This is a genomic window from Dyella sp. C11 (assembly GCF_003121485.1).
Taxonomy (GTDB): Bacteria; Pseudomonadota; Gammaproteobacteria; order Xanthomonadales; family Rhodanobacteraceae; genus Dyella.
On record NZ_QAVX01000003.1, the window covers coordinates 49,329 to 72,396 of the forward strand.

The following is a 23,068-nucleotide window of genomic DNA, read 5'->3' on the forward strand; positions in this document are numbered from 1 at the left end:
AAGTACCCCGACGCGTTTGGGGATCGGGGTTATCGATGAACAAGGTGCTGGTAACGGGTGGCGCGGGTTTTCTTGGCTCGCACCTTTGCGACAGGCTGCTCAAGGATGGCCACGACGTGTTGTGCGTGGACAACTTCTTTACCGGCAGCAAGCAGAACATCGCCCACCTGCTCAACCACCCGTACTTCGAGCTGATGCGGCACGACGTCACCTTCCCGCTGTACGTGGAAGTGGACCGCATCTTCAACTTCGCCTGCCCCGCTTCGCCGGTGCACTACCAGCACGACCCGGTGCAAACCACCAAGACCAGCGTGCATGGCGCCATCAACATGCTGGGCCTGGCCAAGCGCACGCGCGCGCGCATTCTGCAGGCGTCGACCAGCGAGGTGTACGGCGACCCCGAGGTGCATCCGCAGCGCGAGGACTACTGGGGTCGCGTGAATCCCATCGGCTTCCGCAGCTGCTACGACGAAGGCAAGCGCTGCGCCGAAACGCTGTTCTTCGACTACCACCGCCAGCACAACCTGGACATCAAGGTGGTGCGCATCTTCAACACCTACGGCCCGCGCATGCACCCCAACGACGGGCGCGTGGTGAGCAACTTCATCGTGCAGGCGTTGCGCGGCGAAGACATCACCATCTACGGCGATGGCAGCCAGACGCGCAGCTTCTGCTACGTGGACGATCTCATTGAAGTGATCACCCGCATGATGAACAGCGAGGCCGGTTTCGTCGGCCCGGTGAACATCGGCAACCCGGTGGAACACACCATGCTGCAGCTGGCCGAGCGCGTGCTGCAACTGGTCGGCGGCAAGTCGAAGCTGGTGTTCCGTCCGCTGCCGTCGGACGACCCGCGCCAGCGCCAGCCGGACATCTCGCTGGCCAAGGACAAGCTCGGCTGGGAGCCGCGCGTGAGCCTGGACGACGGCCTGCGCGAAACCATCGCCTACTTCCGCAAGACATTGAAGGGTGAGGCTGCGGCATGAAGGCGGTGACCTTCAGCGTCGTCATTACCAACTACAACTACCGCGACTACGTCGGCGAAGCGATCGACAGCGTGCTGGCGCAAACGCGCGCCGCCGCGCAGATCATCGTGATGGATGACGGTTCCACGGACGGTTCCGCCGCGTGGCTGGCCGAGCACTATGGCAACGATCCGCGCGTGACGCTGCGATGCGTCACCAATGGCGGCCAGCTCTCGGCATTCGTCAAGGGCATGGAAGGCGTCACCGGCGACATCGTGTGCTTCCTCGATGCCGACGATCGATGGGACAAGGATTATCTCGCGCGCATCGGCGAGGTCTACGACAGTCGCCGCGACATCGATTTCGTCTTCACCGACGTCAACCTGTTCGGCAACGAGCAGGGTATCGTCGGTTACGCCGATCGCGCCGTTGACCTGGGTTTCACCGCCATCAGCACCTGGGTTACCGCGTACTGGTACGGCGCAGCCACCTCCGCGTTGTCGATGCGCCGACTCTGGGCGCAGCGTGCGCTCGATCTGCCGCACGAATTTCTCACCACCTGGCGCATCTCGGCCGACAACTGCCTGGTGTTCGGCACCAGTGTGCTCGGCGCGCGCAAGTACTATCTGCCGACCGGCATGGTGCAGTACCGAGTGCATGGCGCGAACGGCTGGTGGCATGCGCGTGAGCGCGAAAACCAGTTCGCCAACCTGTTCCGCTCGCGCGTATTGATCAACCACTACGCCGAGCGCATGCATATGGACGTCCATACGCTGGATCTGGCGAAGTTCGAGTTTCGCAGCAAGCCCGAGCCGAGCATGGACGAGGCGCGTCGCTATGCGGGCATTGCCCTGCGCCGCGGTACCGCTGGCCTGCTCAAGCGCATCGAGCGCGCGGTTTCCATTCTCGGGCATGGGCGCAGGCAGCGACGCAAGGCAGGCCCTGCCGCATGAACGCGAGCGCCGACCTCAAGGTCAGCGTGGTCCTGTTGACCTACAACTGGCCGCATGCACTTGAGCGCATGCTCGAAGGCCTGGCGAAGCAGGCGCAGCTTCCCTACGAAGTCATCGTGGCGGACGACGGTTCCACGGAAGAAACGGCCGCGCTCATCCGTCGCATGGCGCCGACGTTCCCTGTGCCGTTGCGTCACCTTTGGCAGGAAGACCACGGCTTTCGCGCGGCGCGCGCACGCAATCGCGGCATCGCCGCAAGCCGCGGTGACTACGTGATCCTGCTCGATGGCGACATGCTGGTGCATCCGCACTTCATCGCCGATCACCTGATGCTCGCCGAGCGTGGCTATTTCCTCCAGGGCGGCCGCATCAAGGCGACACCCGAGGAATCGCTGCGGCTGCTTGATGGCAAGGCGCCGGTTTTTGCCCCGTGGTCTACCGCGAATTTCGACGAATTCGACGGCACCAAGCGACTCTATGCCTTTCGTGCTCCCGCCTTGGCGCGCTGGAAATCGCGTTCGCGCAACGGTGGCCGCGTGATGAGCTGCAACATGAGCTTCTGGCGCGACGACCTGTTGAAGGTCAACGGTTTCGATGAGCGCATGGAAGGCTACGGTGCTGAAGATCGCGAGCTTGCAGCGCGGCTGGAAAATGCCGGCCTGAAGCGTCGCCCGCTCAAGTGGGCCGCGCTTGCCGTGCACCTCTGGCACAACTCGCGTTCTCCGCCGGACGTGGACGACATGGATCTGCCCAACAACCGCCTGTTCCATGCCACGCGTACGCAGCGCATTACCTGGTGCGAGCGAGGCATCAGCCAGCATGCCGATCTGCTTGAAGCGCCGGATGGCGTGGCATGAAGCTGCTCTACACGAACTTCCACGGCGGTGACGGGGGTGGCCACACCACCTACATTCGCGAGCTGGCGGCTGCGCTGGCGGCCCGGCACGAAGTGCATGTCGCCGCACCGCCTGGCAGTCGCCTCAATCGCGAGGCTCGTGCGCTTCCCGGTGTGTTCGTGGTGGATCAGCCGTTTCCCAACGGCCTCAATCGCTGGAAGGCACGGCGCCGCGCGCGGGCTCAATTGGCCGCGTATTTGCGCGAGCAGCAGTTCGATCTGGTCCACGTAAATGGCTCGGCGGATCATCGCCTCGTGCTGGCGGCCATGCCGTCGAAGCGTCCGGCGTTGGTCTGGACTAAGCACAACTCCAAGCCGGTGCGTGGCATCGGCAATGCCTTGCGGGCGCGCCGCACCGATCTCGTCATCGCGGTGTGCGAGTACACGCGACGCGAGCTGCTGCATACCGCGTATCGTCGTTGCCGCATGGAGACGGTTTACAACGGCGTCGATATCGAGCGCTGGTCTCCGTGGTCGACAAGCGATGTCCAGGCAGAGCGGGTGCGCTGGGATGGCGGCAACAGCAGCGTATTCCTGCTGGGAAGCAATGCCGGTACCGCGAGCTACAAGGGCTGGATGGATCTGGTCCAGGCGCTTGGCCTGCTTTCCGAGGATGTGCGCAAACAGGTGCGCGTGATCGTCGCCGGCGTTCCACCCGAAACAGCCGAGTTGGAGCGTGTCGCTGCACTGGGACTGTCGGAACAGGTGGTCTTCCCTGGCGTATTGACCGATGCACGGGGCATGGTCGCGTCGCTCGATGCGGGTTTCGTGCTTTCGTACGACGTCGAGACGATTTCCTTTGCCTGCCGCGAAATGATGGCGATGGGCAAGCCGGTATTGCTCACGCGCTATGCGGGACTTCCCGAGAACATCCACGAAGGCAGGGATGGCTGGCTGGTCCCTGTGCGTGATCGCCAGGCCATCGCTGCCGCGGTGGAGCGGCTGGTCCGGCAGCGCCATTCACTGCCCGCGATGGGCGTCGCCGCACACGAGCACGCAGAGCACGAGTTTGGCTTGCCGTTGTTCGTGGAGCGCACGGAAGCCGCGTACACACGGCTGTTGCAGTCGCGGTGACATCGCTTTCCCCCTCTCCCGCTTTCAGGGAGAGGGTCGGGGCATGCGGTCTTTACGCCAGCGAGGGATCAACCTCGCGCCCTCATCGCGTCGAGCTCACTCTTCCAGCGACGCTGCCGACACGCGATCCACGTCCTCGCTCGGCAGGCACCCCGGCACCACCGCGTCGGCCTTGAACATCCACCACTCGCGTCGGTTCGCATGGCCAAGGCTCACCGCCTTGCTGCGATCCACGCAGTTGGCCATCACGCCATCGAGGGCGAACAACCAGCGATGAGCAGGATCTTCGGCCTGCCATTTCACTGCAGCGCCGTATTGCTCGTGCCACGGGCGCGTGAAGCCGAAGTCCGTCGCAGGATGGTTGAACATCAGCAGGTTCTGTTCTTTCCACGCCACAAAACCGATCTCGTCTCCCGCCGGCAGGCGTTCGCGCACGTCCTGCATCAGGCCCGCGGCCGAGCTGGAATCGTTGAGGATGGGATACGCCCAAAGGCTCCACACCAGCCACATCGCCGCCAGGCCACCGGCAACAGCCGCCACGGCCCGGCGCATGCGCAGCGCGGCAATCAGCAGCAGCTGGATGGCGCCGATGGTGACGAACATCCACCACAGCGCATGGCCGCCATCGTCGAAGCCGCGGGCGGTGGCGAATTCGGCAGCGAACTTCGGGTGCGCGACCAGTGCAGCGGCGCCCACGCCAAGCATCGCCGCACCCATGATGCCGATGAACACCAGGCCAGCTACGCGCAGCCAGCGCTTCCGCAGCAGTTCTTCCAGATACGGACCGCTGACGAGTGCCAGCATGGGCAGCGCCGGCATGATGTACACGTCGCGCTTGCCCTTGGGGATGGAGAAGAACACCAGCAGCAGCACGATCCAGCCCAGCGGCAGCAGGATGCGAGCGTCCTTGGCCTTCAGCGCCTGCCACCAGCGTGGCAGCGTGCCGGGATACGTAAGCGACAAGGGCAGCCACGTGAACAGCACGATGGGCACGTAGTAGAGCGCGTTGTGGTGATGATCCCACGACTTGCTGTAACGGCCTGCCGTCTGGTGGAACAGGATGTCGTTGACGTAAGCGGCGTACGTTGGGTCGCCGGCATGCGCCTTCGCGCCCAGCAGCATCGGCACCAGCCACAGCGCCATGGCCAGCATCAACGCGACGATGCCAAGCGCCCAGCGCCACCACGCGCCCTCGCCCATGCGCGACACGCCATGCCACTGGCCGAACGCGGCGACCAGGTATGGCACGAACATGAAGAGTGCCAGCACGCCGACGCCCTTGGTGATCACGCCAAGGCCGGCGCAGAAGCAGCCGAACCAGAATGCCCGCCAGTTCGGTCCCTTGAGCATGTGCACGAGCAGGCCCCAGTTCGCCGCCGTGATGTAGAACATCACCAACGGATCGATCTGCGCTCGCTTGGTCTGGTAGACGAACTGGAAGGTGATCAGCAGCGCCGAGGCCGCGTAGATGCCGACCTGGCGACTCCACAGGCGTCGGCCCAGGTCATAGACCAAAGCCAGGCACCCGAGTGCCGCGAGCAACGAAGGCAACAGAAACGCGAAGCGCCAGCTGCGCAGCACCGTGTAACTGGCCGCTTCCAGCCAGAACAGCATCGGCGGCTTGTCCGAATACAGTTCGCTGCCGCGATGCGGGAACAGCCAGTCGCCGCTTTCCACCATCTGCTTGGCGGCCAGCGCGAAGCGCGGCTCGTCCGAGGGCCACGGATCGCGCAGGCCCATGCCGGCGCCGATCACGATGAAGGCGATCAGCATCAGCAGCCAGAATCGGCGGCGTTCGAGGGACGTGGCTTCTGGGAAAACAGACATGCGTAGGTTCCGGAGCGGCGGCGAGATCGCATCGCCAGCCTCATAGCTTAATGGCGTCGCCTTGTCCCTGGCTTAGGCGCGTTCCAGTCGCGCCCACGGGCGGCTTCAGGCTTTCTCGAGAACGGCATAGTACATGCCGTCCAGATCGCCATCGCCGGGAAGGATCTGCCAACCCACGGCAGCGGCCTGGCCCACCGGCAGCTGCAGGTCCACGGCGCGGGCGTCGGGCTGCGTCTTGAGCCACTCGGCGACGATGACGTCGTTTTCAGCGCGAAGCATCGAGCAGGTGATGTAGAGGAGGCGTCCGCCCTGGGCCAGCAACGGCCACAGCGCCGCCAGTATGCGCTGCTGCTGCACGGCAAGCGCGGCGATGTCGCTTTCGCGGCGATGCAGTCGCACGTCCGGTCGACGGCGCAGCACGCCGGTAGCCGAGCAGGGAGCGTCGATCAGGATGCGGTCGTAAGCCTTGCCGTCCCACCAGTCGCCGGGCTGGCCGGCGTCGCCAATGATCAGGTGGGCCTGCAGTCCGAGTCGATCCAGGTTCTGCGTGATGCGCTGCGCGCGCCGGGCGTCGAATTCGAGCGCCGACAATGCAACGTCGGCACGTTCCAGCACATGGCACGCCTTGCCGCCGGGAGCGGCACAGGCGTCGAGCACGCGTTGGCCGTCGCGCAGGTCGGCCAGATCGGCCGCGATCTGGGCGGCACCGTCCTGTACCGCGAATTCGCCGGCGGCGAAACCCGGCAGTCGCGTCACGTCGGTGCTGTGCGGCAGCACGATGCCATCTTCCAACCACGCATGCGCTTCAGCCGTATAGCCGTCCGTACGCAAACGCTCGATCAACGATTCGCGTGTGGCGCGGCGACGATTGACGCGCAGCATCAGCGGCGGCTCGACATTGTCGGCCGCCATCACGGCATCAGCCTGCTCGGGCCAGTCGCGTGCCAGCGTCCTGGCCAGCCACGCCGGGTGCGCGTGCCGTGTCTGCGGCTTCGCATCGAGTGCGGCCAGCAGATCGTCGCGCTCGCGCAGCCAGCGTCGCAGCACGGCATTGACCAGTCCTGCCATGCGCGGGCGCTGCAGGGCTCGCGTGGCCTGCACGGTGGCAGCCACGGCGGCGTATTCGGGGAGCTGAAGGATCTGCAGCTGCACCAGGCCCAGCACGAGCAGCGCATGGATCGCCGGCTCCTTCTGGCGCAGCGATTTTTCCATCAGGCGATCGAGCACCGGATCGAAGCGCAACCACCAGCGCGCGCCGTCACTGAGCAGGGCCATCAACAGTGCGCGATCACGGCCATCGGCCAGCTTGTGTGCGTGGCGTTCCATGGCGTCGCGCAGTGACGTGCCGCGCAACGCAATGTCGGCAAGGGCTTGGGCGGCAAGGGCGCGGGTGTCGGTCATGGAGGAGAATGTATGGAGTTATATGAGAAGTGGAGGTAAACGATGCTTTGCCCGTCAATCCGGCGCAGGGCGGAATCCGGTGGCCGCCACGTTTGATTCTGGCGAGGTGCTGGCAACGTCTTGATGGACGCCGCGCGACGTCCAACCGCCCTCGCACTGGATTCCGGCATGCGCCGGAATGACGGGCATCAGCCGTTTCGCGGCTTCAGTGCATTGAGGTAATCGGCAGCGGTGATGCGCTTGCCGCCGGAACGCTGCAATGCTGTTACGCGCAGGGCGCCTTCGCCGCAGGCGATGTCGATGCCATCGCGGCTCATGCCGATCACCGAACCTGGAGCCCCGTTGCCTTCCACGGCGCGGGCCGACCAGATGCGCAGCGTTTCGCCGGCCACATCGCCTTCGGCGACCGGCCAGGGATCGAAGGCACGCACCTGGCGCTCCAGCTCCATGGCCGTACGGGTGAAATCCAGCCGCGCTTCGGCTTTGTCGAGCTTGTGCGCGTAGACGACGCCCTCGTCCGGCTGCGGGTGAGGCGTGAGTGTTTCGCCGGCCATCACGCGGGACAGGCCTTCGGTGAGCACATCCGCGCCCAGCGCGGAAAGACGGTCGTGCAGCGTGCCGCCGGTGTCGTCGCGACTGATGGGCGTACACCGTTCCAGCAGGACGGGACCGGTATCCAGGCCCGCTTCCATCTGCATCAGGTCGACGCCGCTTTCGGCATCGCCCGCCAGGATGGCGCGCTGGATGGGCGCCGCCCCGCGCCAGCGCGGCAACAGGCTGGCATGCACGTTCCAGCAACCGAGGCGAGGCATGGCCAGCACCTTGCGCGGAAGAATCAGGCCGTAGGCCACCACCACCATCAGGTCCGCGTCGTAGCCGGCCAGCGTGGCGCGTGCCGCTTCGGACTTGAGTGATTCGGGCTGTTCCACCGGGATACCGGCGGCGATGGCCGCCTGCTTCACCGGGCTCGGCGTCAACTTGCGGCCCCGGCCGGCCGGACGATCCGGCTGCGTGTAGACGGCCACCACCTCGGCGCCGCTGGCGCGGCACGCTTCAAGGCAGGGGACGGAAAATTCGGGAGTGCCCGCGAAAACGACGCGGAGCTTCAAGCGGTCGCCGCCTGCTTGCGCTGCTTTTCCATGCGCTTGAGCAGCATGGAGCGCTTGAGCGGCGAGAGGTAATCGACGAACACCTTGCCGGCGAGATGATCCATCTCGTGCTGCACGCACACGGCCAGCGGGCCTTCGAATTCGCGCACGACTTCGTTGCCGTCCACGTCGTTGGCCTTCACCTTCACCTTGAGGGCGCGGGGCACGTCGGCATAGATGCCGGGGAACGACAGGCAGCCTTCCTGGTAGACCTGCGCGCCATCCTTTTCCAGGATCTGCGCGTTGATCAGCACGATTGGCTCGTTGCGCTCGTCGCTCATGTCGGCCACCAGCACCTGTTTGTGCACGTTGACCTGGGTTGCCGCCAGGCCGACACCATTGGCGTCATACATGGTCTCGAACATATCGGCCACGAACTGCTTCAGTTCGGCGTCGAACTCGCGCACGGGTTCGGCCTTGGTGCGCAGGCGGGGGTCGGGAAATTCGAGAATGGTCAGAACGGACATGGCTTTTACCTCGGCGCCAAAAATGCGGGCGAATCGGTGAAAACCAAGCCCGGTGCGCATCTAGAATGATCCTTATTGTACGCCGCCAAGCCCGTGTCTGGCATGCCGTTTTGCCAACTGGTCATGGTTGCGTGAACAAGTTGTTCGGTTACACTCGCCCGAGCGTCGGGGGATGGGGGAATCCCGTTTATGATCAGAAAGTCCATTGGGCTGCTGGCCGGCATGCTGGTCACGGTCGCTGTTTACGCTGCGGGCGCGCAATTGCGTGCCGATCATCCCGATACCTATACGGTGAAAAAGGGCGACACGCTCTGGGCGATCTCCGCACGTTTCCTTTCCAAGCCGTGGTTGTGGCCTGAGATCTGGCAGGCCAATCCGCAGGTGCAGAACCCGCACCTCATCTACCCCGGCGATGTGTTGAATCTTGCCTTTGCCAATGGCCCGCGCCTTGGCCTGCAGCCGCGCGTGCGTGCCGAGGGCGATGCGATTCCGGCCATTCCGCTGGGGCAGCTGCAGACGTTCCTGAAGGACCTGCGTGTCCTGGGCACCAACGACGTCAAGTCACTGCCGTACGTGGTGGGCTTCGAGGAAGCCGACCTGCGCGGCACCGTGGGCCGCAACGTATACGCCCGCAACCTGCAGGCCCAGCCGGGCCAGCACTATGCGATCGTGCGTCCCACCCAGACCTTCCGCAACTTCAATGGCGGCAAGAACGGTGGTGGTGACCTGGTGGCGCATCCGCTGGACAGCAACGTGTCGCTGGTCCGCACGCCCTGGTACGAAGACACCCGCAATGACGGCCACTACGGCAAGGGCGAGGATCTGGGCACCGAAGTGACCGTGATCGGCACGGCCGAAGTGCTGCGCACGGGCGATCCGAGCACCCTGCTCCTGTTGGACTCCACCATGGAGATCAACAAGGGCGACCGCCTGATCCCGGTGGATGACAAGGCGTACGACGCCTATTACTACCCGCATGCCCCGAAGTCGCTGCCGGCCAATCCGCGCGTCATCGCCTTCACTGACGCCTACGACGCCGTGGGTCCGCACCAGGTGGTGGCGCTGAACATCGGTGCGCAGGATGGCGTGGACAATGGCCAGACCTACTCGATCTACCAGCCCGGCGAATCCATTCCGGACGACGTGGCCAGCAACAGCTGGAACCGTGGCACCGGCAAGTCGGTGACGCTGCCGCAGGAGTTCGTGGGTCACGTGATGGTGTTCCGCACGTTTGACCGCGTCAGCTACGGCCTGATCATGGACGGGCTGCGGCCGGTGCATAAGGGCGACCGGCTCGAGTTGCCGGAATAAGCATCCAGCGGCATCGGACGACAGAACGGCGCGGTCACCACCGCGCCGTTTCTTTTTGCGCCACGCCTAGGCTGGGTGGTCATGACGACACCTTCCTCCCTTCTCGCGTGGCTCACGTTGCTGCGCACGCCGCGTCTGGGTCCCGGCGGCCTGCGCGAACAATTGAATCTGCATGGCGGACAACCCGATGCGGTGCTGGATGCGCTGCGCGCAAAAGCGCAGGACTTCCCGGATGACACGCGACGCTGGCTGTTGAGCCCCGATCGTCGACGGCTCGATGCCGACCTCGCGTGGCTGGAACAGCCGGGGTGCCGCCTTCTGCTGTGCTCGGACGAAGACTTCCCGCCGCTGCTGGAAACCATTCCGCAGCCGCCGGTGGCCCTGTTCGTGCGGGGCCAGGCCGGCCTTTTGCTGCACCCTCAACTGGCCATCGTCGGTGCGCGCAGCGCGACGGTAAGCGGACGCACGCATGCCCGCGCCTTCGCGCAGGAACTGGGCCGCGCGGGTTTTGTCATCACCAGTGGCATGGCCGACGGCATCGACGGCGCAGCGCACGTCGCTGCCCTTGATGAGGGGCTGCCCACGGTGGCCGTGGTGGGCACCGGCCTGGATCGCGTCTATCCGCCCAAGCATCACGCGCTGGCGCGGCGCCTGGCGGAGGAGGCGGTGCTGGTCAGCGAGTTTCCGCCCGGTACACCGGCGCGCATCGATCATTTTCCACGCCGCAACCGGCTCATCGCCGGCCTGTCGCTGGGCACGCTGGTGGTGGAGGCAGGGGTGAAGTCAGGTTCCCTCATCACGGCCCGTCTTGCTGTCGAACAGGGACGTGAGGTGTTCGCCTTGCCCGGTTCCATTCATAATCCGCTCGCTCAAGGCTGCCACCGGCTGATTCGGGACGGTGCGCGGCTGGTCGAAACGGCGAGCGATATCGTGGAAGTGCTTGCGCCAGCGGCTGTCGCACTGGGGCATGAGCTGGCGGCGCGGTTGGAAAAAGCCGGCTGCGAACCCACTGATGAGGTCGTCGCGGAGGCCGATCCGGCGTTGCAGGCTCTGCTCGAAGCGCTCGGGCACGAGCCGATCGCACTCGAGGCACTGGCCGCTTCCATGAATCAACCTGTCGCTGAGCTTGCGGCATCGCTGCTGATGCTGGAGCTGGCGGGCAGGGTCGAAGCGCTTGCAGGCAATCGGTATCAACGGTTGCCGGGCTGGCGAAAGTCGACGTGCAGCGCGCTTTCACATGGTTCAGCTTGACGTCGTCAGGCCGCCATGCCTTTAACTAAATATAAGAAGCCGGCCCGGATAGGCCGGCCACCGATGGCGGATAGCGAGTTTCATGGCAAAGAACCTGCTCATCGTCGAGTCGCCGGCCAAGGCGAAGACGATCAACAAATACCTCGGCAAGGACTTCCAGGTCCTGGCCTCCTACGGTCACGTGCGTGACCTCAAGCCGAAGGAAGGGGCCGTGGACCCCGAGAACGGCTTTGCCATGGCCTATGAGGTCATCGACCGCAACGAGAAACACGTCGACGCCATTGCCAAGGCAGCCAAGGTGGCCGACGACATCTATCTCGCGACCGACTTGGATCGCGAAGGTGAAGCCATCTCCTGGCACATCAGCGAGATCCTGAAGGAGCGCGGCCTGACCAAGGGCAAGCAGCTCCACCGCGTGGTGTTCTCCGAGATCACGCCCAAGGCGATCAAGGCCGCCGTGGCGGCGCCGCGCCAGCTGTCGCTGGACATGGTGGATGCGCAGCAGGCGCGTCGCGCACTGGATTACCTGGTGGGCTTCAACCTGTCGCCGGTGCTGTGGCGCAAGGTGCAGCGCGGCCTGTCCGCGGGCCGCGTGCAGTCGCCGGCGTTGCGCATGATCGTGGAGCGCGAGGAAGAGATCGAAGCCTTCATCGCCCGCGAGTACTGGACCATCGAAGCGTCGCTGCATCATCCCGAGGGTGATTTCAGCGCGCGCCTCACGCAGCTCAACGGCAAGAAGTTCGAGCAGTTCGATCTCACCAACGAGCACGACGCGCTGGCGGCACGTCACGCGCTGAAGGAAGCCGCGCGCGGCCACCTCACCGTCAGCGACGTCAGCAGCAAGGAGCGCAAGCGTCGTCCGGCGCCGCCGTTCACCACCTCCACGCTGCAGCAGGAAGCCGCGCGCAAGCTGGGCTTCTCCACCAGCCGCACGATGAAAGTGGCGCAGGGCCTGTACGAAGGCGTGTCGCTCGGCAGCGAAGGCAACGTCGGCCTCATCACCTACATGCGTACCGACTCGGTGGCGCTGTCCGAAGATGCGCTGGGCGAATTGCGCGAGCTGATCACGCGCGACTTCGGCAAGAAGGCGCTGCCGGATCACGCGCAGACCTACAAGTCCAAGTCCAAGAACGCGCAGGAAGCGCACGAAGCCATTCGCCCGACCTCGGCCATGCGCACGCCGCGCGAAGTCGCTTCGTACCTCAACGACGAGCAGCGCAAGCTTTACGAACTCATCTGGAAGCGCACCGTCGCCTGCCAGATGATCCACGCCACGCTCAACACCGTGTCGGTGGAATTTGCCGTGCCGCACGTGAAGGGTGGCGCCGCCTCCTTCCGTTCCACCGGCACCACCGTGGTCGACCCGGGTTTCCTCGCCGTGTACGAGGAAGGTCGCGACCAGAAGACGGCCGACGATGACGACGAAGGCCGCCGCCTGCCCAAGCTCGACGTGGGTGAACGCGTGGCGCTGCAGGACATCGCCGCCGACCAGCACTTCACCGAGCCGCCGCCGCGCTATTCCGAAGCGAGCCTGGTGAAGACGCTGGAAGAACACGGCATCGGGCGTCCGTCGACCTACGCCAGCATCATCCAAGTGCTGCTCAATCGCGAATACGTGTTCCTCGACAGCCGCCGCTTCAAGCCGACTGACGTGGGCCGCGCGGTAAGCAAGTTCCTCACCGCGCATTTCACGCAGTACGTCGATTACGACTTCACCGCCAAGCTCGAGGACGAGCTGGACGCGGTGAGCCGTGGCGAAGAGGCGTGGGTGCCGCTGATGGAGCGCTTCTGGCAGCCGTTCAAGCAGCAGGTGGACGAGAAAACCGAATCGGTCGATCGCAGCGAAGCCACCGGCGCGCGTGAACTCGGTACCGATCCGAAATCCGGCAAGCCGGTATCGGTGCGCCTGGGTCGCTATGGGCCGTACGCGCAGATCGGTGACAAGGACACGGACGAGAAGCTGCAGTTCGCCAGCCTGCGTCCCGGCCAGAGCATGCACACCATCACGCTGGAAGAGTCGCTGGAGCTGTTCAAGCTGCCGCGCAAGCTCGGCCAGGCCGAGAACGGCGATGAGGTGAGCGTGGGCGTGGGCCGCTTCGGTCCGTTCGTGAAGCAAGGCAGCACGTATGCCTCGCTCAAGGCCGAAGACGCCCCGTACACCATCGAGTTGCCGCGCGCCCTGCAGATCGTGCAGGAAAAGCTGGAGATGCTCGCCAACCGCATCATCCTGGATTTCGGCAACGGCATTCAGGTGCTCAACGGCCGCTTTGGCCCGTACATCACCGACGGCGAAAAGAACGCGCGCATTCCGAAGGATCAGGAGCCGAAGGCACTGACCGAAGCGCAGTGCGTGGAGTTGCTTGCGGCTGCGCCGGTGAAGAAGGGGCGCGGCGCCTTCAAGAAGACGGCGGCCAAGAAGGCCGCTGCCGAGAAGAAGCCGGCGGCGAAGAAGGCTGCCGCCAAGAGCACGACCAAGACGGCCGCCAAGAAGACGACCGCCAAGAAGGCTGCGACCAAGAAGACCGCGGCAAAGAAGGCGACGGCCAAGAAAACGGCCACCAAGTCGGCCACCAAGAAGGCAACCACGAAGAAGCCGGCGGACGCATAAGTGACGGCGCGCTTCACGCTGGCCGACCTTGACGCCGCCGCCGCGCTGCTGCGCGAGGGCGGCGTGCTGGCTTATCCCACCGAGGCCGTTTACGGCCTCGGGTGCGATCCGCATAACCGGGACGCATTCGAGCGGCTGTTCGCGCTGAAGCAGCGGCCGCCCACGCAGGGTGTGCTGCTGATCGCGTCAGAGTTTGCCCAGGTCGAGCGCTATATCGACCTGGATGCCGTGCCGCCCGAGGTGCTGGCCCAGGTACGCGAAAGCTGGCCCGGTCCCCACACCTGGATTTTCCCGCGCTCGGCGGCCGTGCCCGATTGGGTGGCGGGCGCACATGCCGGCATCGCGCTGCGCGTCACGGCCCACGAGCCCGCCGCTGCGCTGTGCCGCGCGTATGGCGCCGCCCTCGTTTCCACCAGCGCCAACCCGCATGGTGAGCCGCCGGCCCGCAGTGCGGATGTGGCGGCAGGCTACTTCGGTGCCGCACTGGACGGCCTGCTGGATGCGCCCGTGGGCGAACAGCTGCGACCCACGACCATTCGTGACGCACTCTCGGGCGCTATCATCCGGTCCTGAAGGGAATGGACGCGGGTCGCTGTTTACGAGCGATCATGAACGAATTCCGCACGCCGCACGCTCTCAGTAGGGAGTGATTCAGTGGCTACCGCGAGGATGGGGACCACGCGGGTTTTACTTTCATGTCCGCACGTCGGGACGGCTCAAGCCGGACCGTGAGGGGCTGACTGCAGTCGTCGGAGAACACCTTGGCCAGCGTTTTTGAAAACCTTCCGCTCGAACGGTCCGCCCTCGCCCTGCCTTTGCTGGCGGCGGGACAGCCCGACCGTGCGGTGGTGTGGCGTCGCGGCGAGCCCGTGAATGCCGCGCGCTTCCTGGCACACGTGCAGGCGGTCGCCGAGCAACTGCCCGCGGCCCCTGCCGCGGTAAACCTGTGCGAAGACCGCTACGCCTTTCTGGTGGCGTTCTGCGCGGTGGCGTTGCGGGGACAGGCCAACCTGCTTCCGTCGTCGCGCGCGCCGCAGGCGGTGGCCGAAGTGATGGCCGCGCACCCGGGCAGCTACGCCCTGGGCGAGCTGGCGCTGGATGCACCGCCCAGCCACTACCGGCACCTGCCCGGCCTGATGGACCCGCCGCAGGCCGAAAGCCTGGCGGAGATTCCTTCGTTGCCGGCCGACCAGGTCGTGGCCATCGGCTATACGTCCGGTTCCACCGGCGTGCCCAAGGGCAATCCCAAGACGTGGGGCAGCTTCAACGCCAGCAACACCGGCAACCTGCGCATGCTGCACGCGTCGGTCGGTCGCCACTTCCATGTGGTGGCGACCGTGCCACCGCAGCACATGTACGGCATGGAGATGTCCGTGCTGCTCCCCTTGCTGGACGACGTGGCCGTCCACGCAGGTCGTCCGCTGCTTCCCGCCGATGTAGCTGCCGCCCTGTCCGACGTGCCCGCGCCGCGTGTGCTGGTGACCACGCCGGTGCATTTGCGCGCACTGCTGGAGTCGGGCGTAGCGTTGCCACCCATCGATGCGATGGTGTCTGCCACGGCGCCGATGCCCGTTGACCTGGCGCAGGCTGCCGAAGCGCGCTTTGGTGCACCGCTGCTGGAAGTATTCGGCTCCACCGAAACCTGCGTGTTCGCCAGCCGCCGCTCGGCCCTGGACGAGCCGTGGGCGCTGTACGACGACGTGCAACTGCATCCCCAGCCCGATGGTACGCAGGTGCGCGCGCCACAGCTGGACGAGCCGATGACGCTCGCCGACATCGTGACCTTGCACGACGGCGGTCGCCGTTTCCGCCTGTGCGGTCGTCATTCCGATTTGCTCGACATTGCCGGCAAGCGCGCATCGCTGGGTGACCTCACTCGCCGTCTCCAGGCCATTCCTGGGGTGCAGGATGGCGTGGTGTTTCAGCTTGAGAGCGGCGACGCGCTGGGTGTGCATCGCATTGCGGCGCTGGCTGTTGCGCCTGGTTTGGATGAGCAGGCCATCCTGGAGGCGTTTCGCCAGTCGGTTGACCCGGTGTTCCTGCCTCGACCGCTGAAGCTGGTCGATAGCCTGCCGCGCAACGAGACGGGCAAGTTGCCGCGCGCTGCGCTGCTGGCGCTGCTTTAACTTTGCCGCGGGCTGCTCTGTTGGCAATGCCTTGAGCTTTTACCTCACACGCTGAGCGCCTCGCGTTTTTGCTCCCTCTCCCCTCCGGGGAGAGGGTTGGGGTGAGGGGCGGGTGCTCGCGACAACGTCTCTATCGCTTTGAGCACACCCCAACCCTCAAAGCCCACTCCGCGCAAATTGCTCACTTCCATACCGGCTTTCCGATGTCTGGCTGGAAACCACACGCGCTTCCACCACACGCAGCGGGCGAACCTCGGCCATCTCCGGCGCCGGCAAGTCATGTTCTTCCATCACCACCGGATGAAAATTGTTCCTGCGCCACAGGTTCGGCGTCGTTCCCGTGAAACGCTTGAATACGGTGGTGAAGTGAGCCTGCGTGCAGAAGCCCACGTCGAGGGCAATGTCGATCAGTGAACGCTGTGTCGTTGCCAGCAACGTCTTGGCGCGGTCAATGCGGCACTGGAGCAAGTAGTCGTGCGGGCGTTGTCCGGTGGCCACGCGGAACTGCGCGGCGAAATGCATGGACGACAGTCCGGCGGCAGAGGCCATGTTCGCCAGCGAGACGGATTCGCCCAGGTGCGCTTGCACGTAGTCATGCACGCGCTGCAAACGCCAGCGGGGCAGGGCGATGCGACGGGGCTGGTCGCCGTGCAGGTGGGCTTGCGCCAGTAAATGGAAATAACGCGTGACAATGGGTGCGGCCACGCGCTCGGCGTACTGCCAGCCACACATCTTGTCGTCGGCGGCGAGCAGGGCGCGCCCCAATTGCTCGATCACGGTGTCCTGCGACAGGTGCGTCGGCGACGGATTGGCCAGCAGGTGCAACGAATCGGCAGCGACGGCCATGCGGCGCATGAAGGCTTCCGACAGGTGCAGGTGCAGGATTTCACACGGCGACTCAAAGCGCGCGCGCAACTGTTGTCCCGGCGGGCTCATGTGGAAGCTGCCCGAGCGCAGTTCGCCGTGGTGCACGTCCTGCGCATCGGTGGTGAGCGCAAGCTGCGTGGGGCGCATGAAGATGCTCGCCACGTAGTAGCCGTGCGGACTCTGCGCGGCATGTTCGCGCGGCGTGGCGCGGTGATCGGACCAGTGCGAAGCGACGACCGGATGACCGGCGCGCTCGACGTCCACGTCCGGCCGGCGCCAGTCGCTTTCGCGATGAACGGCATGGGCGTGACGCGACGCGGTTGTCTGTGCGTGGCGGTGGATGCGGTGCCGGCCGGCAATGGACGGCGCCTTCGGTGCGTTGATCGGATGCATCTGTCCTTTCCTCCCAAGGCGGACAAGTCATCAGGACCCCTGTCGGTCATTGCCTATTGATTGGATCAATGTTGCATGACGGTGCGCATCGTATGCATACAATTTTTCAAAGTCAACGAGAAATTTGGCCTATGCCTCTTTGTCGTCGAAGGAAGGAAAACCCGTATTTGTACGGGTAAACAAGCGTTTTAACGAGTTTTGCATACGGCCTCGTATGGCGCGGGAAGCCTTGGCAATTGTATGTATTTGGCGATGACTCACGTTCTGGGCGGCCCAGGCCGGCGTTGCTATAGGTGCAAATTCACGCCAGCCAAAGGCGCAGCCAGGGAGGCGATACAGCTACGCGCCGTGCGTTTTCGAAATGAATCCTGCGTAGCGGGAAAAGGGGGTGCGATCCGGAAAGTGATGCCCTGAGGCCGGTGGAACACTGCGCGCCATCCGGACTGGCAGCGCCACGACGTGCCGGCGGAACCATCCACCTTCTCGGGACATTCCCATGATCAGCAAGAACACAACCCATGCACTGACCGCGATGGCATGCGCGGTTGGGCTGGCCGCGTCTGCCATGCAGGCGACGGCCGACGATGTCACGGCTACGGCATCGCAGCCCGTGACGGCATCCGCGGCTGCTGCAGCCCCGGCACCTGCGTTGATGACGTCGGATCAGCTGGATTCACTGGTCGCGCCCATTGCGTTGTACCCCGATGCCCTGGTCGCCCAGTGCCTCAACGCCTCGACGTTTCCCGATCAGGTGTCGATGGCCAACGACTGGCTGAGTGGTCATGGCGACCTGACGGGCGCCAGCCTGACATCCGCCGTGAACGCGCAAACCTGGGACCCCAGCGTCAAGGCACTCCCGCAATTCCCCAGCGTGTTGTCCGACCTGGCGCAGAACCTGTCGTGGACGTCCAGCCTTGGCCAGGCGTATCACTACCAGCCGACCGACGTGATGGTGGCGGTGCAGGCGATGCGTGCCAAGGCTCAGGCGGCCGGCACGCTGAAATCGACGCCGCAGATCCAGGTGATCCAGCAGGCGCCGCAGACCATCGTGATCCAGCCGGCGAATCCGCAGGTGGTGTACGTGCCGCAGTACAACCCGACCATGGTGTACGGCGCGCCTTATGTGCTGCCGTACTACTACCGTCCCGCGTATGTCGCCGCTGCACCCGTGGTGACGTTTGGCGCGGGCGTGTTCGTGGGCGCAGGCTTCAGCGCGGGCATCGGCATCGTCGGTGGCGGCGGTGGTTTCCACTGGGGCTTCAACGCGTGGAACGTCAACTGGGGCGGCGGTGGTGGCGGCACGGTGATCTACAACCACACCACGTACATCAACAAGAGCGTGAACATCTGGAACGGCAACCGCTATTCGTACAACGGTTACCGTCCGTGGGGCCCGGGCCCGCACGGCCCGTGGCCTTATGGCCCGCACCCCTACGGTTATGGCCCGCCGCGGCCGGGCAGCGCAGCCATGCAGCGCTACGACAACCATCTCGCCAACAAGTACACCGCTGACGGTGGCGACACCTGGCGCAACGATGGCTACGGCCCGCGCGGCTCCGGCCGGTGGGCGCCGGGTAGTCCGGCCATGCAGCACTACGACAACCGCATGGCCAACCGTTACCCGGCTGATGGCGGCGATACCTGGAAGCACGGCGGATACGGCCCGATGGGCGCTGCGCGCGAAGGTTTTGGTGCCAACGGCGACGGCTATCGCCACGACCCGGAGGCCGAGGGCATGCGCGATGGCAATGCCGACCACTTCAATTCCTTCGCTGGCAACCGTGCGCGCTCCGGCTGGAGCGGCAACGGCGCTTCGAGCCGCGCAGAGAGCTTCCGCGGTCACACCAGCATGGCGCACATGCGCGCGCCTTCCTTCCACGAAGGCGGTGGCCGACGCCGTTGAGCCCGGCCACCACGCCATCCAACCTCACCTTTGAAGGCACACCATGAATTCCATGCTCTTTCGCTCCCATGCCTCCACGGTTGCACCGCGTGTCGTTTGCGGTCTCGCCATGGCTATCGCTGCCACGCTGGGCCTATGCCAGTCGGGTACCGCGTTCGCCCAATCCATGCCGCAGTACTTCGCCACGCCGGAACAGGCCGGGCGTGCGTTGGTGGATGCCGTGCGTACCAACGACGATCCGATGATCGCCTCCATCCTCGGGCCGGATGGCGTATCGGCCTTGCATAGCGGCGACACCAACGAAGATGCGAGCGCGCAGAAGGCCTTTGTGCGGAAATACGACGCCATGCATCGCTGGGCCATGCTGGACGATGGCAGCGAAGTGCTCTACGTCGGCGCCGACAACTACGCCTATCCCTTCCCGCTGAAGAAGGACGGCGACGCCGGTTGGCGCTTCGACGGCCTCGCCGGTACGGATGAAATCATCGCCCGCCGCATCGGCAGCCACGAACTGCTGGCCATGGACGCCGTCAGCGCCATGGCGCAGGCCGAAGAGGGCTACAGGGAGCGGGAGCATCAGTACACCGCGCGCATTATCAGCAAGCCTGGCACGCACGATGGTCTCTACTGGGCTGCTGCGGACGGCGAAATGGAAAGTCCGCTGGGCAACCTGCGCAACCTGCAGGCGTGCCCGACGTGCGCCGAAGGCAGCCAGGTCTTCGATGGTTATGTGTTCCGCGTCATCGCCGCCAAACAGGATGGCAAGAACACCACCTCTTACATGGCCAACGGAAAGATGACAGGTGGCTTTGCCGTGGTCGCCACGCCGGTGGCGTATGGCGATACCGGCATCATGAGCTTCCTGATCGATCGCGACGGCGTGCTCTACGAAAAGAACCTCGGCACCACGGGCAGCAAGCAATTGGCGACCATGCAGGCCTACGACCCCAAGGACGGCTGGACCGTCGCGGAATAAGCGCGCGGGACATGCTGCATGCTGTGGCGGCGCTCAGTGATGGCACCGCCACAGCGAGGTCATTCGAAGATCGCATAGGTGCTGAGCCCCACGCACTGTGGGTCCGAAAGACCAAAAAACAGCGCACGCGGCCGGCAGGCCGTCGTGCGCGATCATCGGCCAGGCGCAGCGTGGGCCGTTCGTCCATGCAGCCTTGCAGGCTTTGACGTCGATAGGCAGTGATTGTCGTCAGGGATTTGCCCGCGCGCTACCGGACATGCATGCGTAACGCGCGGTACTTCGCGTGCGAAGACGCAAAGGGCTTCCGCTCAGAACTCGGCGAGCACGCAGTACGCCTTCTGGTAGATCACTTCCACCGATTCGAACGATGACCTGCCGGCGCCGCAGTCGGGGCAGCGCCAGTTCATGGGAATGTCTTCCCATGGCGTGCCCGCAGGAATGCCGATGGACGGACAGCCCTTCGAGGCTTCGTACAGTCGGCCGCAACAGGTGCACAGCACGCCATCAGCGCAGGCAGGGGTCATGGTGGTTACTCCCGGATGAGAAGCCTGCGTCGATCAGCAAAAGCCGTAGCGTGCGCGAGGCGTTGATTCGGGAGCATTTTCGGTGGCTGCGAGCCACGCCATTTGCTCGTCCGCACGTTCCTTTTCAGAACGCACGGTGGCCTGGATTCCAGCCGTCAGACCACCAGCTTCAGCAGTTGCCCCAGGATCACTTTGGCCGGAATCACCGTCAGCCAGATGGGTGCAAAAGGAACAAGCGCCGCCACGGCGAGTGAAATGGCGGCACGCGGGTCGAACAGCACGGGGCGCATGGCATAGACGTTGGCCACCACGCTGTACAGATCCGTCGTGGAGGAAAAATCCGGCTTCTCCAGCGACTCGCCATCGACGGTGCTCTCGGGAACCAGCCACTTGTTCTCGAACTGCATGCCGAGACGGCTGGCCAGTGCACCGTATTCGAACACGCCGCGCCGCCACGTCATCAGCAGCGTGCGGCCAAACACCAGGGGCGGGCTGATGAAGATGACCACGACGATGATGGCTGTCACGATGGGCGTGGCCGGGTGGTCGGTGGGATTCAGGCCGAAGTGAAACACCTCGTTGGCGAATGTTCCTGCAGCGATGATGCCGATGGCCAGCGCCAATGACGCAAACATGCGCGGCGAGAAGGCCACGAATTGCAGCCCCGCGGCCTTGTCGGGGTGTGACGCGATCAGGTGAAGATTCATGTGCGCCACCTGGCGCAGGAACCGTATCCAGACGCCTACGCGCCACACCCAGCTGAGCAGCAGCCCCAGCAGCAGGGGCAGGCTGACCAGCATGTGCCACCATCCCGCCAACGACAGTCGCGATGCGGGACCGCTGTAGTACCAGGCAGGAAACAGATTGGGACTAACGGTAACCGCAATGGCGATGGCGATGGCATAGACCACGATCGTCATGCCCGCCGATGGCCAGATGCCCACGCTCAGTTGCCGCGTGGAATGAATGGCATCTTCGAAGCGTTGCCGATCCGAGTCGTCGATGATGCGTGACGTCACGAAGTGGTGCGCCGTGAAATCCAGTCGGGGAAGAATGATGTACTCGGACAGGATGAGAATGGGCACGGCGAGAAGAAAGCGCGCGTGCACTGCCACATCGGTCAGGAAGACGAGCACCAGTTCCTCATGCCCGCTCAGCAACGACTGGGCGGCACACAGCAGGGCAAGAGGAATCCAGGCAATACCGACGGCGAGCAGCACGCGTCGAAGTGCCTGGGCGCGGTGTTCGGGCTTGATCAGCCGAAGCCGGCGAAGCACGCGAACATGCTTGGGTTCCTCGAAAATGCTCTGCTCGGTTTCGCTCACCGTGGCCGCTCCCGGATGGTGAAGCTGTGGATGTTCAGAAGTGCCAGGTCAGGGAAAGTGCGGGCCCACTCAGCTCCACGCTCTTGAGAAAATCGTCGCCGCTGTTCTTCTTGTATTCCACGTCGCGGTAGTTGAGCGCGATATCGCCCCAGTGGAACGCGTAGGCCACGCCAACCATCAGTTGATACGTGTTGTCAGAGCCACCCGCACCTACGTCGGCGTAATACGGGAAGAACCAGTTGCTGCCCGCGAATGGCGACCAGCGCCCGCGGATGCCGACGATGCCGTCCGTGACATGCGTCTGGTTGTTGAGGTGGCCACTGTTGGCAATGTCCAGGCGACCGCCGTTGCCTGTGGCGTTGAAATTCCAGTTCAGGTTGCCCTTGAGCCACAGGTAACGCACGCCGAAGACCAGGTCGATGTAACCCTGCTGGCCATGCGCCATGGTGTAAAGGCCGGCGAAGTTCACCATGCCGCCTTTCATGTTCCAGTTCGTATCGAGGTTTGCATTGGCACCGATGCGTTCGCCGCCAATGCTGGCGAAGCGGCCTTTTTCGTTGGAGAACTTCACCCAATCGAAGTCGCCGTAAAAGCCCCAGTCGCCCTTGCGAACGGTGCCGTCGATCATGAAGGCGCCACTGAGGTAATCAAAAATGCTTTTGTTCGTCTTCGAATCCACGGTGCCGCCGCCGTTGGGCAACTGATACCGGGTCTGGGCGCTGATGCCGGGCAGCCATCCATACGGCTGGATGCTGCCGTGCCAGTCACCGTCCCAATAATCGGGCGTATCGGCTTTCGCCGTGGTTGCAGCAAGGCAGGCCAGGATGGCTGCGCACATGGCGACACGTGAGGTGGCAGTGCGTGTGAACGCGACGCGGGACATGGCTTGCATCCTTTCTTGGGTGGTCCCGGATATGGTCGTGCCGCTTACGTCCTTGGCCCAGCGAACTACTACCTAGCGTGAGTCGGTAAATCTACGGGCATCGGTGTTCAGGCTGACGCGTAACTGTCCGCCTAGGTAGTTTTACTGGAATTGCTTCCGCATAAATGCAGT

At 64.6% G+C, this 23,068-nt stretch carries 19 protein-coding genes; 11 read left to right on the top strand and 8 right to left on the bottom strand.

What is annotated here, in order from left to right:
- The first annotated feature begins 35 nt into the window (after window positions 1-35).
- From DK366_RS04440 to DK366_RS04455, 4 genes are read left to right on the top strand one after another with little or no spacing between them, the layout of a single operon-like run.
- Window positions 36-986 (top strand): UDP-glucuronic acid decarboxylase family protein, encoded by a 951-nt coding sequence (locus DK366_RS04440; RefSeq protein WP_109124334.1) that lies wholly within the window; start codon window positions 36-38, stop codon window positions 984-986.
- Window positions 983-1,918 (top strand): glycosyltransferase family A protein, encoded by a 936-nt coding sequence (locus DK366_RS04445; RefSeq protein ID WP_109124335.1) that lies wholly within the window; start codon window positions 983-985, stop codon window positions 1,916-1,918. The genes DK366_RS04440 and DK366_RS04445 overlap by 4 nt, the downstream gene beginning before the upstream one ends.
- Window positions 1,915-2,775 (top strand): glycosyltransferase family 2 protein, encoded by an 861-nt coding sequence (locus DK366_RS04450; protein ID WP_109124336.1) that lies wholly within the window; start codon window positions 1,915-1,917, stop codon window positions 2,773-2,775. The genes DK366_RS04445 and DK366_RS04450 overlap by 4 nt, the downstream gene beginning before the upstream one ends.
- Window positions 2,772-3,887, top strand: coding sequence for a glycosyltransferase family 4 protein (locus tag DK366_RS04455; RefSeq protein ID WP_109124337.1), 1,116 nt, complete (start codon window positions 2,772-2,774; stop codon window positions 3,885-3,887). Before DK366_RS04450 ends, DK366_RS04455 begins: the two co-directional genes overlap by 4 nt.
- A gap of 96 nt (window positions 3,888-3,983) precedes the next feature.
- On the opposite strand, the gene DK366_RS04460 is transcribed toward DK366_RS04455, so the two are convergent.
- The 4 genes from DK366_RS04460 to def all read right to left on the bottom strand — a co-directional run bounded on the left by DK366_RS04460 (window position 3,984) and on the right by def (window position 8,730).
- A complete protein-coding gene (locus tag DK366_RS04460) occupies window positions 3,984-5,714 on the bottom strand; it encodes a glycosyltransferase family 39 protein (RefSeq protein ID WP_109124338.1) in 1,731 nt (576 codons plus the stop codon).
- A 105-nt stretch (window positions 5,715-5,819) separates the two neighbouring features.
- A complete protein-coding gene (gene rsmB / locus DK366_RS04465; protein WP_109124339.1) occupies window positions 5,820-7,115 on the bottom strand; it encodes a 16S rRNA (cytosine(967)-C(5))-methyltransferase RsmB in 1,296 nt (431 codons plus the stop codon).
- A gap of 188 nt (window positions 7,116-7,303) precedes the next feature.
- A complete protein-coding gene (gene fmt, locus DK366_RS04470) occupies window positions 7,304-8,224 on the bottom strand; it encodes a methionyl-tRNA formyltransferase (protein ID WP_109124340.1) in 921 nt (306 codons plus the stop codon).
- Window positions 8,221-8,730 carry a peptide deformylase gene (gene def, locus DK366_RS04475; RefSeq protein ID WP_109124527.1) on the bottom strand — a complete coding sequence of 170 codons (510 nt, stop codon included), beginning with the start codon at window positions 8,728-8,730 and terminating at the stop codon, window positions 8,221-8,223. Before def ends, fmt begins: the two co-directional genes overlap by 4 nt.
- 189 nt (window positions 8,731-8,919) lie before the next feature.
- Here def and DK366_RS04480 point away from each other — a divergent pair, with 189 nt between their 5' ends.
- The 5 genes from DK366_RS04480 to DK366_RS04500 all read left to right on the top strand — a co-directional run bounded on the left by DK366_RS04480 (window position 8,920) and on the right by DK366_RS04500 (window position 16,026).
- Window positions 8,920-10,041 carry a LysM domain-containing protein gene (locus tag DK366_RS04480; protein ID WP_109124341.1) on the top strand — a complete coding sequence of 374 codons (1,122 nt, stop codon included), beginning with the start codon at window positions 8,920-8,922 and terminating at the stop codon, window positions 10,039-10,041.
- Between the two features lie 81 nt (window positions 10,042-10,122).
- Window positions 10,123-11,292 carry a DNA-processing protein DprA gene (gene dprA, locus DK366_RS04485; RefSeq protein ID WP_109124342.1) on the top strand — a complete coding sequence of 390 codons (1,170 nt, stop codon included), beginning with the start codon at window positions 10,123-10,125 and terminating at the stop codon, window positions 11,290-11,292.
- Between the two features lie 82 nt (window positions 11,293-11,374).
- Window positions 11,375-13,900 carry a DNA topoisomerase I gene (locus DK366_RS04490; RefSeq protein WP_109124343.1) on the top strand — a complete coding sequence of 842 codons (2,526 nt, stop codon included), beginning with the start codon at window positions 11,375-11,377 and terminating at the stop codon, window positions 13,898-13,900.
- On the top strand, window positions 13,901-14,473 hold the full coding sequence (locus DK366_RS04495) for a Sua5/YciO/YrdC/YwlC family protein (RefSeq protein WP_109124344.1): 573 nt from the start codon (window positions 13,901-13,903) through the stop codon (window positions 14,471-14,473).
- A 245-nt stretch (window positions 14,474-14,718) separates the two neighbouring features.
- Complete coding sequence (locus DK366_RS04500; RefSeq protein WP_109124528.1) at window positions 14,719-16,026, top strand: AMP-binding protein; 1,308 nt, start codon at window positions 14,719-14,721, stop codon at window positions 16,024-16,026.
- A gap of 156 nt (window positions 16,027-16,182) precedes the next feature.
- Here the strand turns inward: DK366_RS04500 and DK366_RS21370 are convergent, their stop codons facing one another.
- Window positions 16,183-17,286: an AraC family transcriptional regulator gene (locus tag DK366_RS21370; protein ID WP_198651420.1), complete on the bottom strand. Its 1,104-nt coding sequence runs from the start codon at window positions 17,284-17,286 to the stop codon at window positions 16,183-16,185.
- A 496-nt stretch (window positions 17,287-17,782) separates the two neighbouring features.
- Here DK366_RS21370 and DK366_RS04510 point away from each other — a divergent pair, with 496 nt between their 5' ends.
- Window positions 17,783-19,189 carry a DUF3300 domain-containing protein gene (locus tag DK366_RS04510; RefSeq protein WP_109124345.1) on the top strand — a complete coding sequence of 469 codons (1,407 nt, stop codon included), beginning with the start codon at window positions 17,783-17,785 and terminating at the stop codon, window positions 19,187-19,189.
- 43 nt (window positions 19,190-19,232) lie between these two features.
- Window positions 19,233-20,165 carry a DUF2950 family protein gene (locus DK366_RS04515; protein WP_109124346.1) on the top strand — a complete coding sequence of 311 codons (933 nt, stop codon included), beginning with the start codon at window positions 19,233-19,235 and terminating at the stop codon, window positions 20,163-20,165.
- A 308-nt stretch (window positions 20,166-20,473) separates the two neighbouring features.
- On the opposite strand, the gene DK366_RS04520 is transcribed toward DK366_RS04515, so the two are convergent.
- The 3 genes from DK366_RS04520 to DK366_RS04530 all read right to left on the bottom strand — a co-directional run bounded on the left by DK366_RS04520 (window position 20,474) and on the right by DK366_RS04530 (window position 22,897).
- Entirely contained in the window at window positions 20,474-20,689 is a 216-nt protein-coding gene (locus DK366_RS04520; RefSeq protein WP_109124347.1) for a rubredoxin, read from the bottom strand.
- A gap of 155 nt (window positions 20,690-20,844) precedes the next feature.
- The gene (locus DK366_RS04525) at window positions 20,845-22,014 is read right to left on the bottom strand and encodes a hypothetical protein (RefSeq protein WP_109124348.1); all 1,170 of its coding nucleotides are present in this window, start codon (window positions 22,012-22,014) and stop codon (window positions 20,845-20,847) included.
- A 34-nt stretch (window positions 22,015-22,048) separates the two neighbouring features.
- Window positions 22,049-22,897, bottom strand: a complete 849-nt coding sequence (locus tag DK366_RS04530) for a hypothetical protein (protein WP_109124349.1) — start codon at window positions 22,895-22,897, stop codon at window positions 22,049-22,051.
- Window positions 22,898-23,068: the final 171 nt, after the last annotated feature.

Bases quoted from the DNA above. Each gene is read 5' to 3' on its own strand.
- DK366_RS04440 (WP_109124334.1), top strand. From the start codon at position 36: ATGAACAAGGTGCTGGTAACGGGTGGCGCGGGTTTTCTTGGCTCGCAC.
- DK366_RS04445 (WP_109124335.1), top strand. From the start codon at position 983: ATGAAGGCGGTGACCTTCAGCGTCGTCATTACCAACTACAACTACCGC.
- DK366_RS04450 (WP_109124336.1), top strand. From the start codon at position 1,915: ATGAACGCGAGCGCCGACCTCAAGGTCAGCGTGGTCCTGTTGACCTAC.
- DK366_RS04455 (WP_109124337.1), top strand. From the start codon at position 2,772: ATGAAGCTGCTCTACACGAACTTCCACGGCGGTGACGGGGGTGGCCAC.
- DK366_RS04460 (WP_109124338.1), bottom strand. From the start codon at position 5,714: ATGTCTGTTTTCCCAGAAGCCACGTCCCTCGAACGCCGCCGATTCTGG.
- rsmB (WP_109124339.1), bottom strand. From the start codon at position 7,115: ATGACCGACACCCGCGCCCTTGCCGCCCAAGCCCTTGCCGACATTGCG.
- def (WP_109124527.1), bottom strand. From the start codon at position 8,730: ATGTCCGTTCTGACCATTCTCGAATTTCCCGACCCCCGCCTGCGCACC.
- DK366_RS04480 (WP_109124341.1), top strand. From the start codon at position 8,920: ATGATCAGAAAGTCCATTGGGCTGCTGGCCGGCATGCTGGTCACGGTC.
- dprA (WP_109124342.1), top strand. From the start codon at position 10,123: ATGACGACACCTTCCTCCCTTCTCGCGTGGCTCACGTTGCTGCGCACG.
- DK366_RS04490 (WP_109124343.1), top strand. From the start codon at position 11,375: ATGGCAAAGAACCTGCTCATCGTCGAGTCGCCGGCCAAGGCGAAGACG.
- DK366_RS21370 (WP_198651420.1), bottom strand. From the start codon at position 17,286: ATGCATCCGATCAACGCACCGAAGGCGCCGTCCATTGCCGGCCGGCAC.
- DK366_RS04510 (WP_109124345.1), top strand. From the start codon at position 17,783: ATGATCAGCAAGAACACAACCCATGCACTGACCGCGATGGCATGCGCG.
- DK366_RS04515 (WP_109124346.1), top strand. From the start codon at position 19,233: ATGAATTCCATGCTCTTTCGCTCCCATGCCTCCACGGTTGCACCGCGT.
- DK366_RS04520 (WP_109124347.1), bottom strand. From the start codon at position 20,689: ATGACCCCTGCCTGCGCTGATGGCGTGCTGTGCACCTGTTGCGGCCGA.
- DK366_RS04530 (WP_109124349.1), bottom strand. From the start codon at position 22,897: ATGTCCCGCGTCGCGTTCACACGCACTGCCACCTCACGTGTCGCCATG.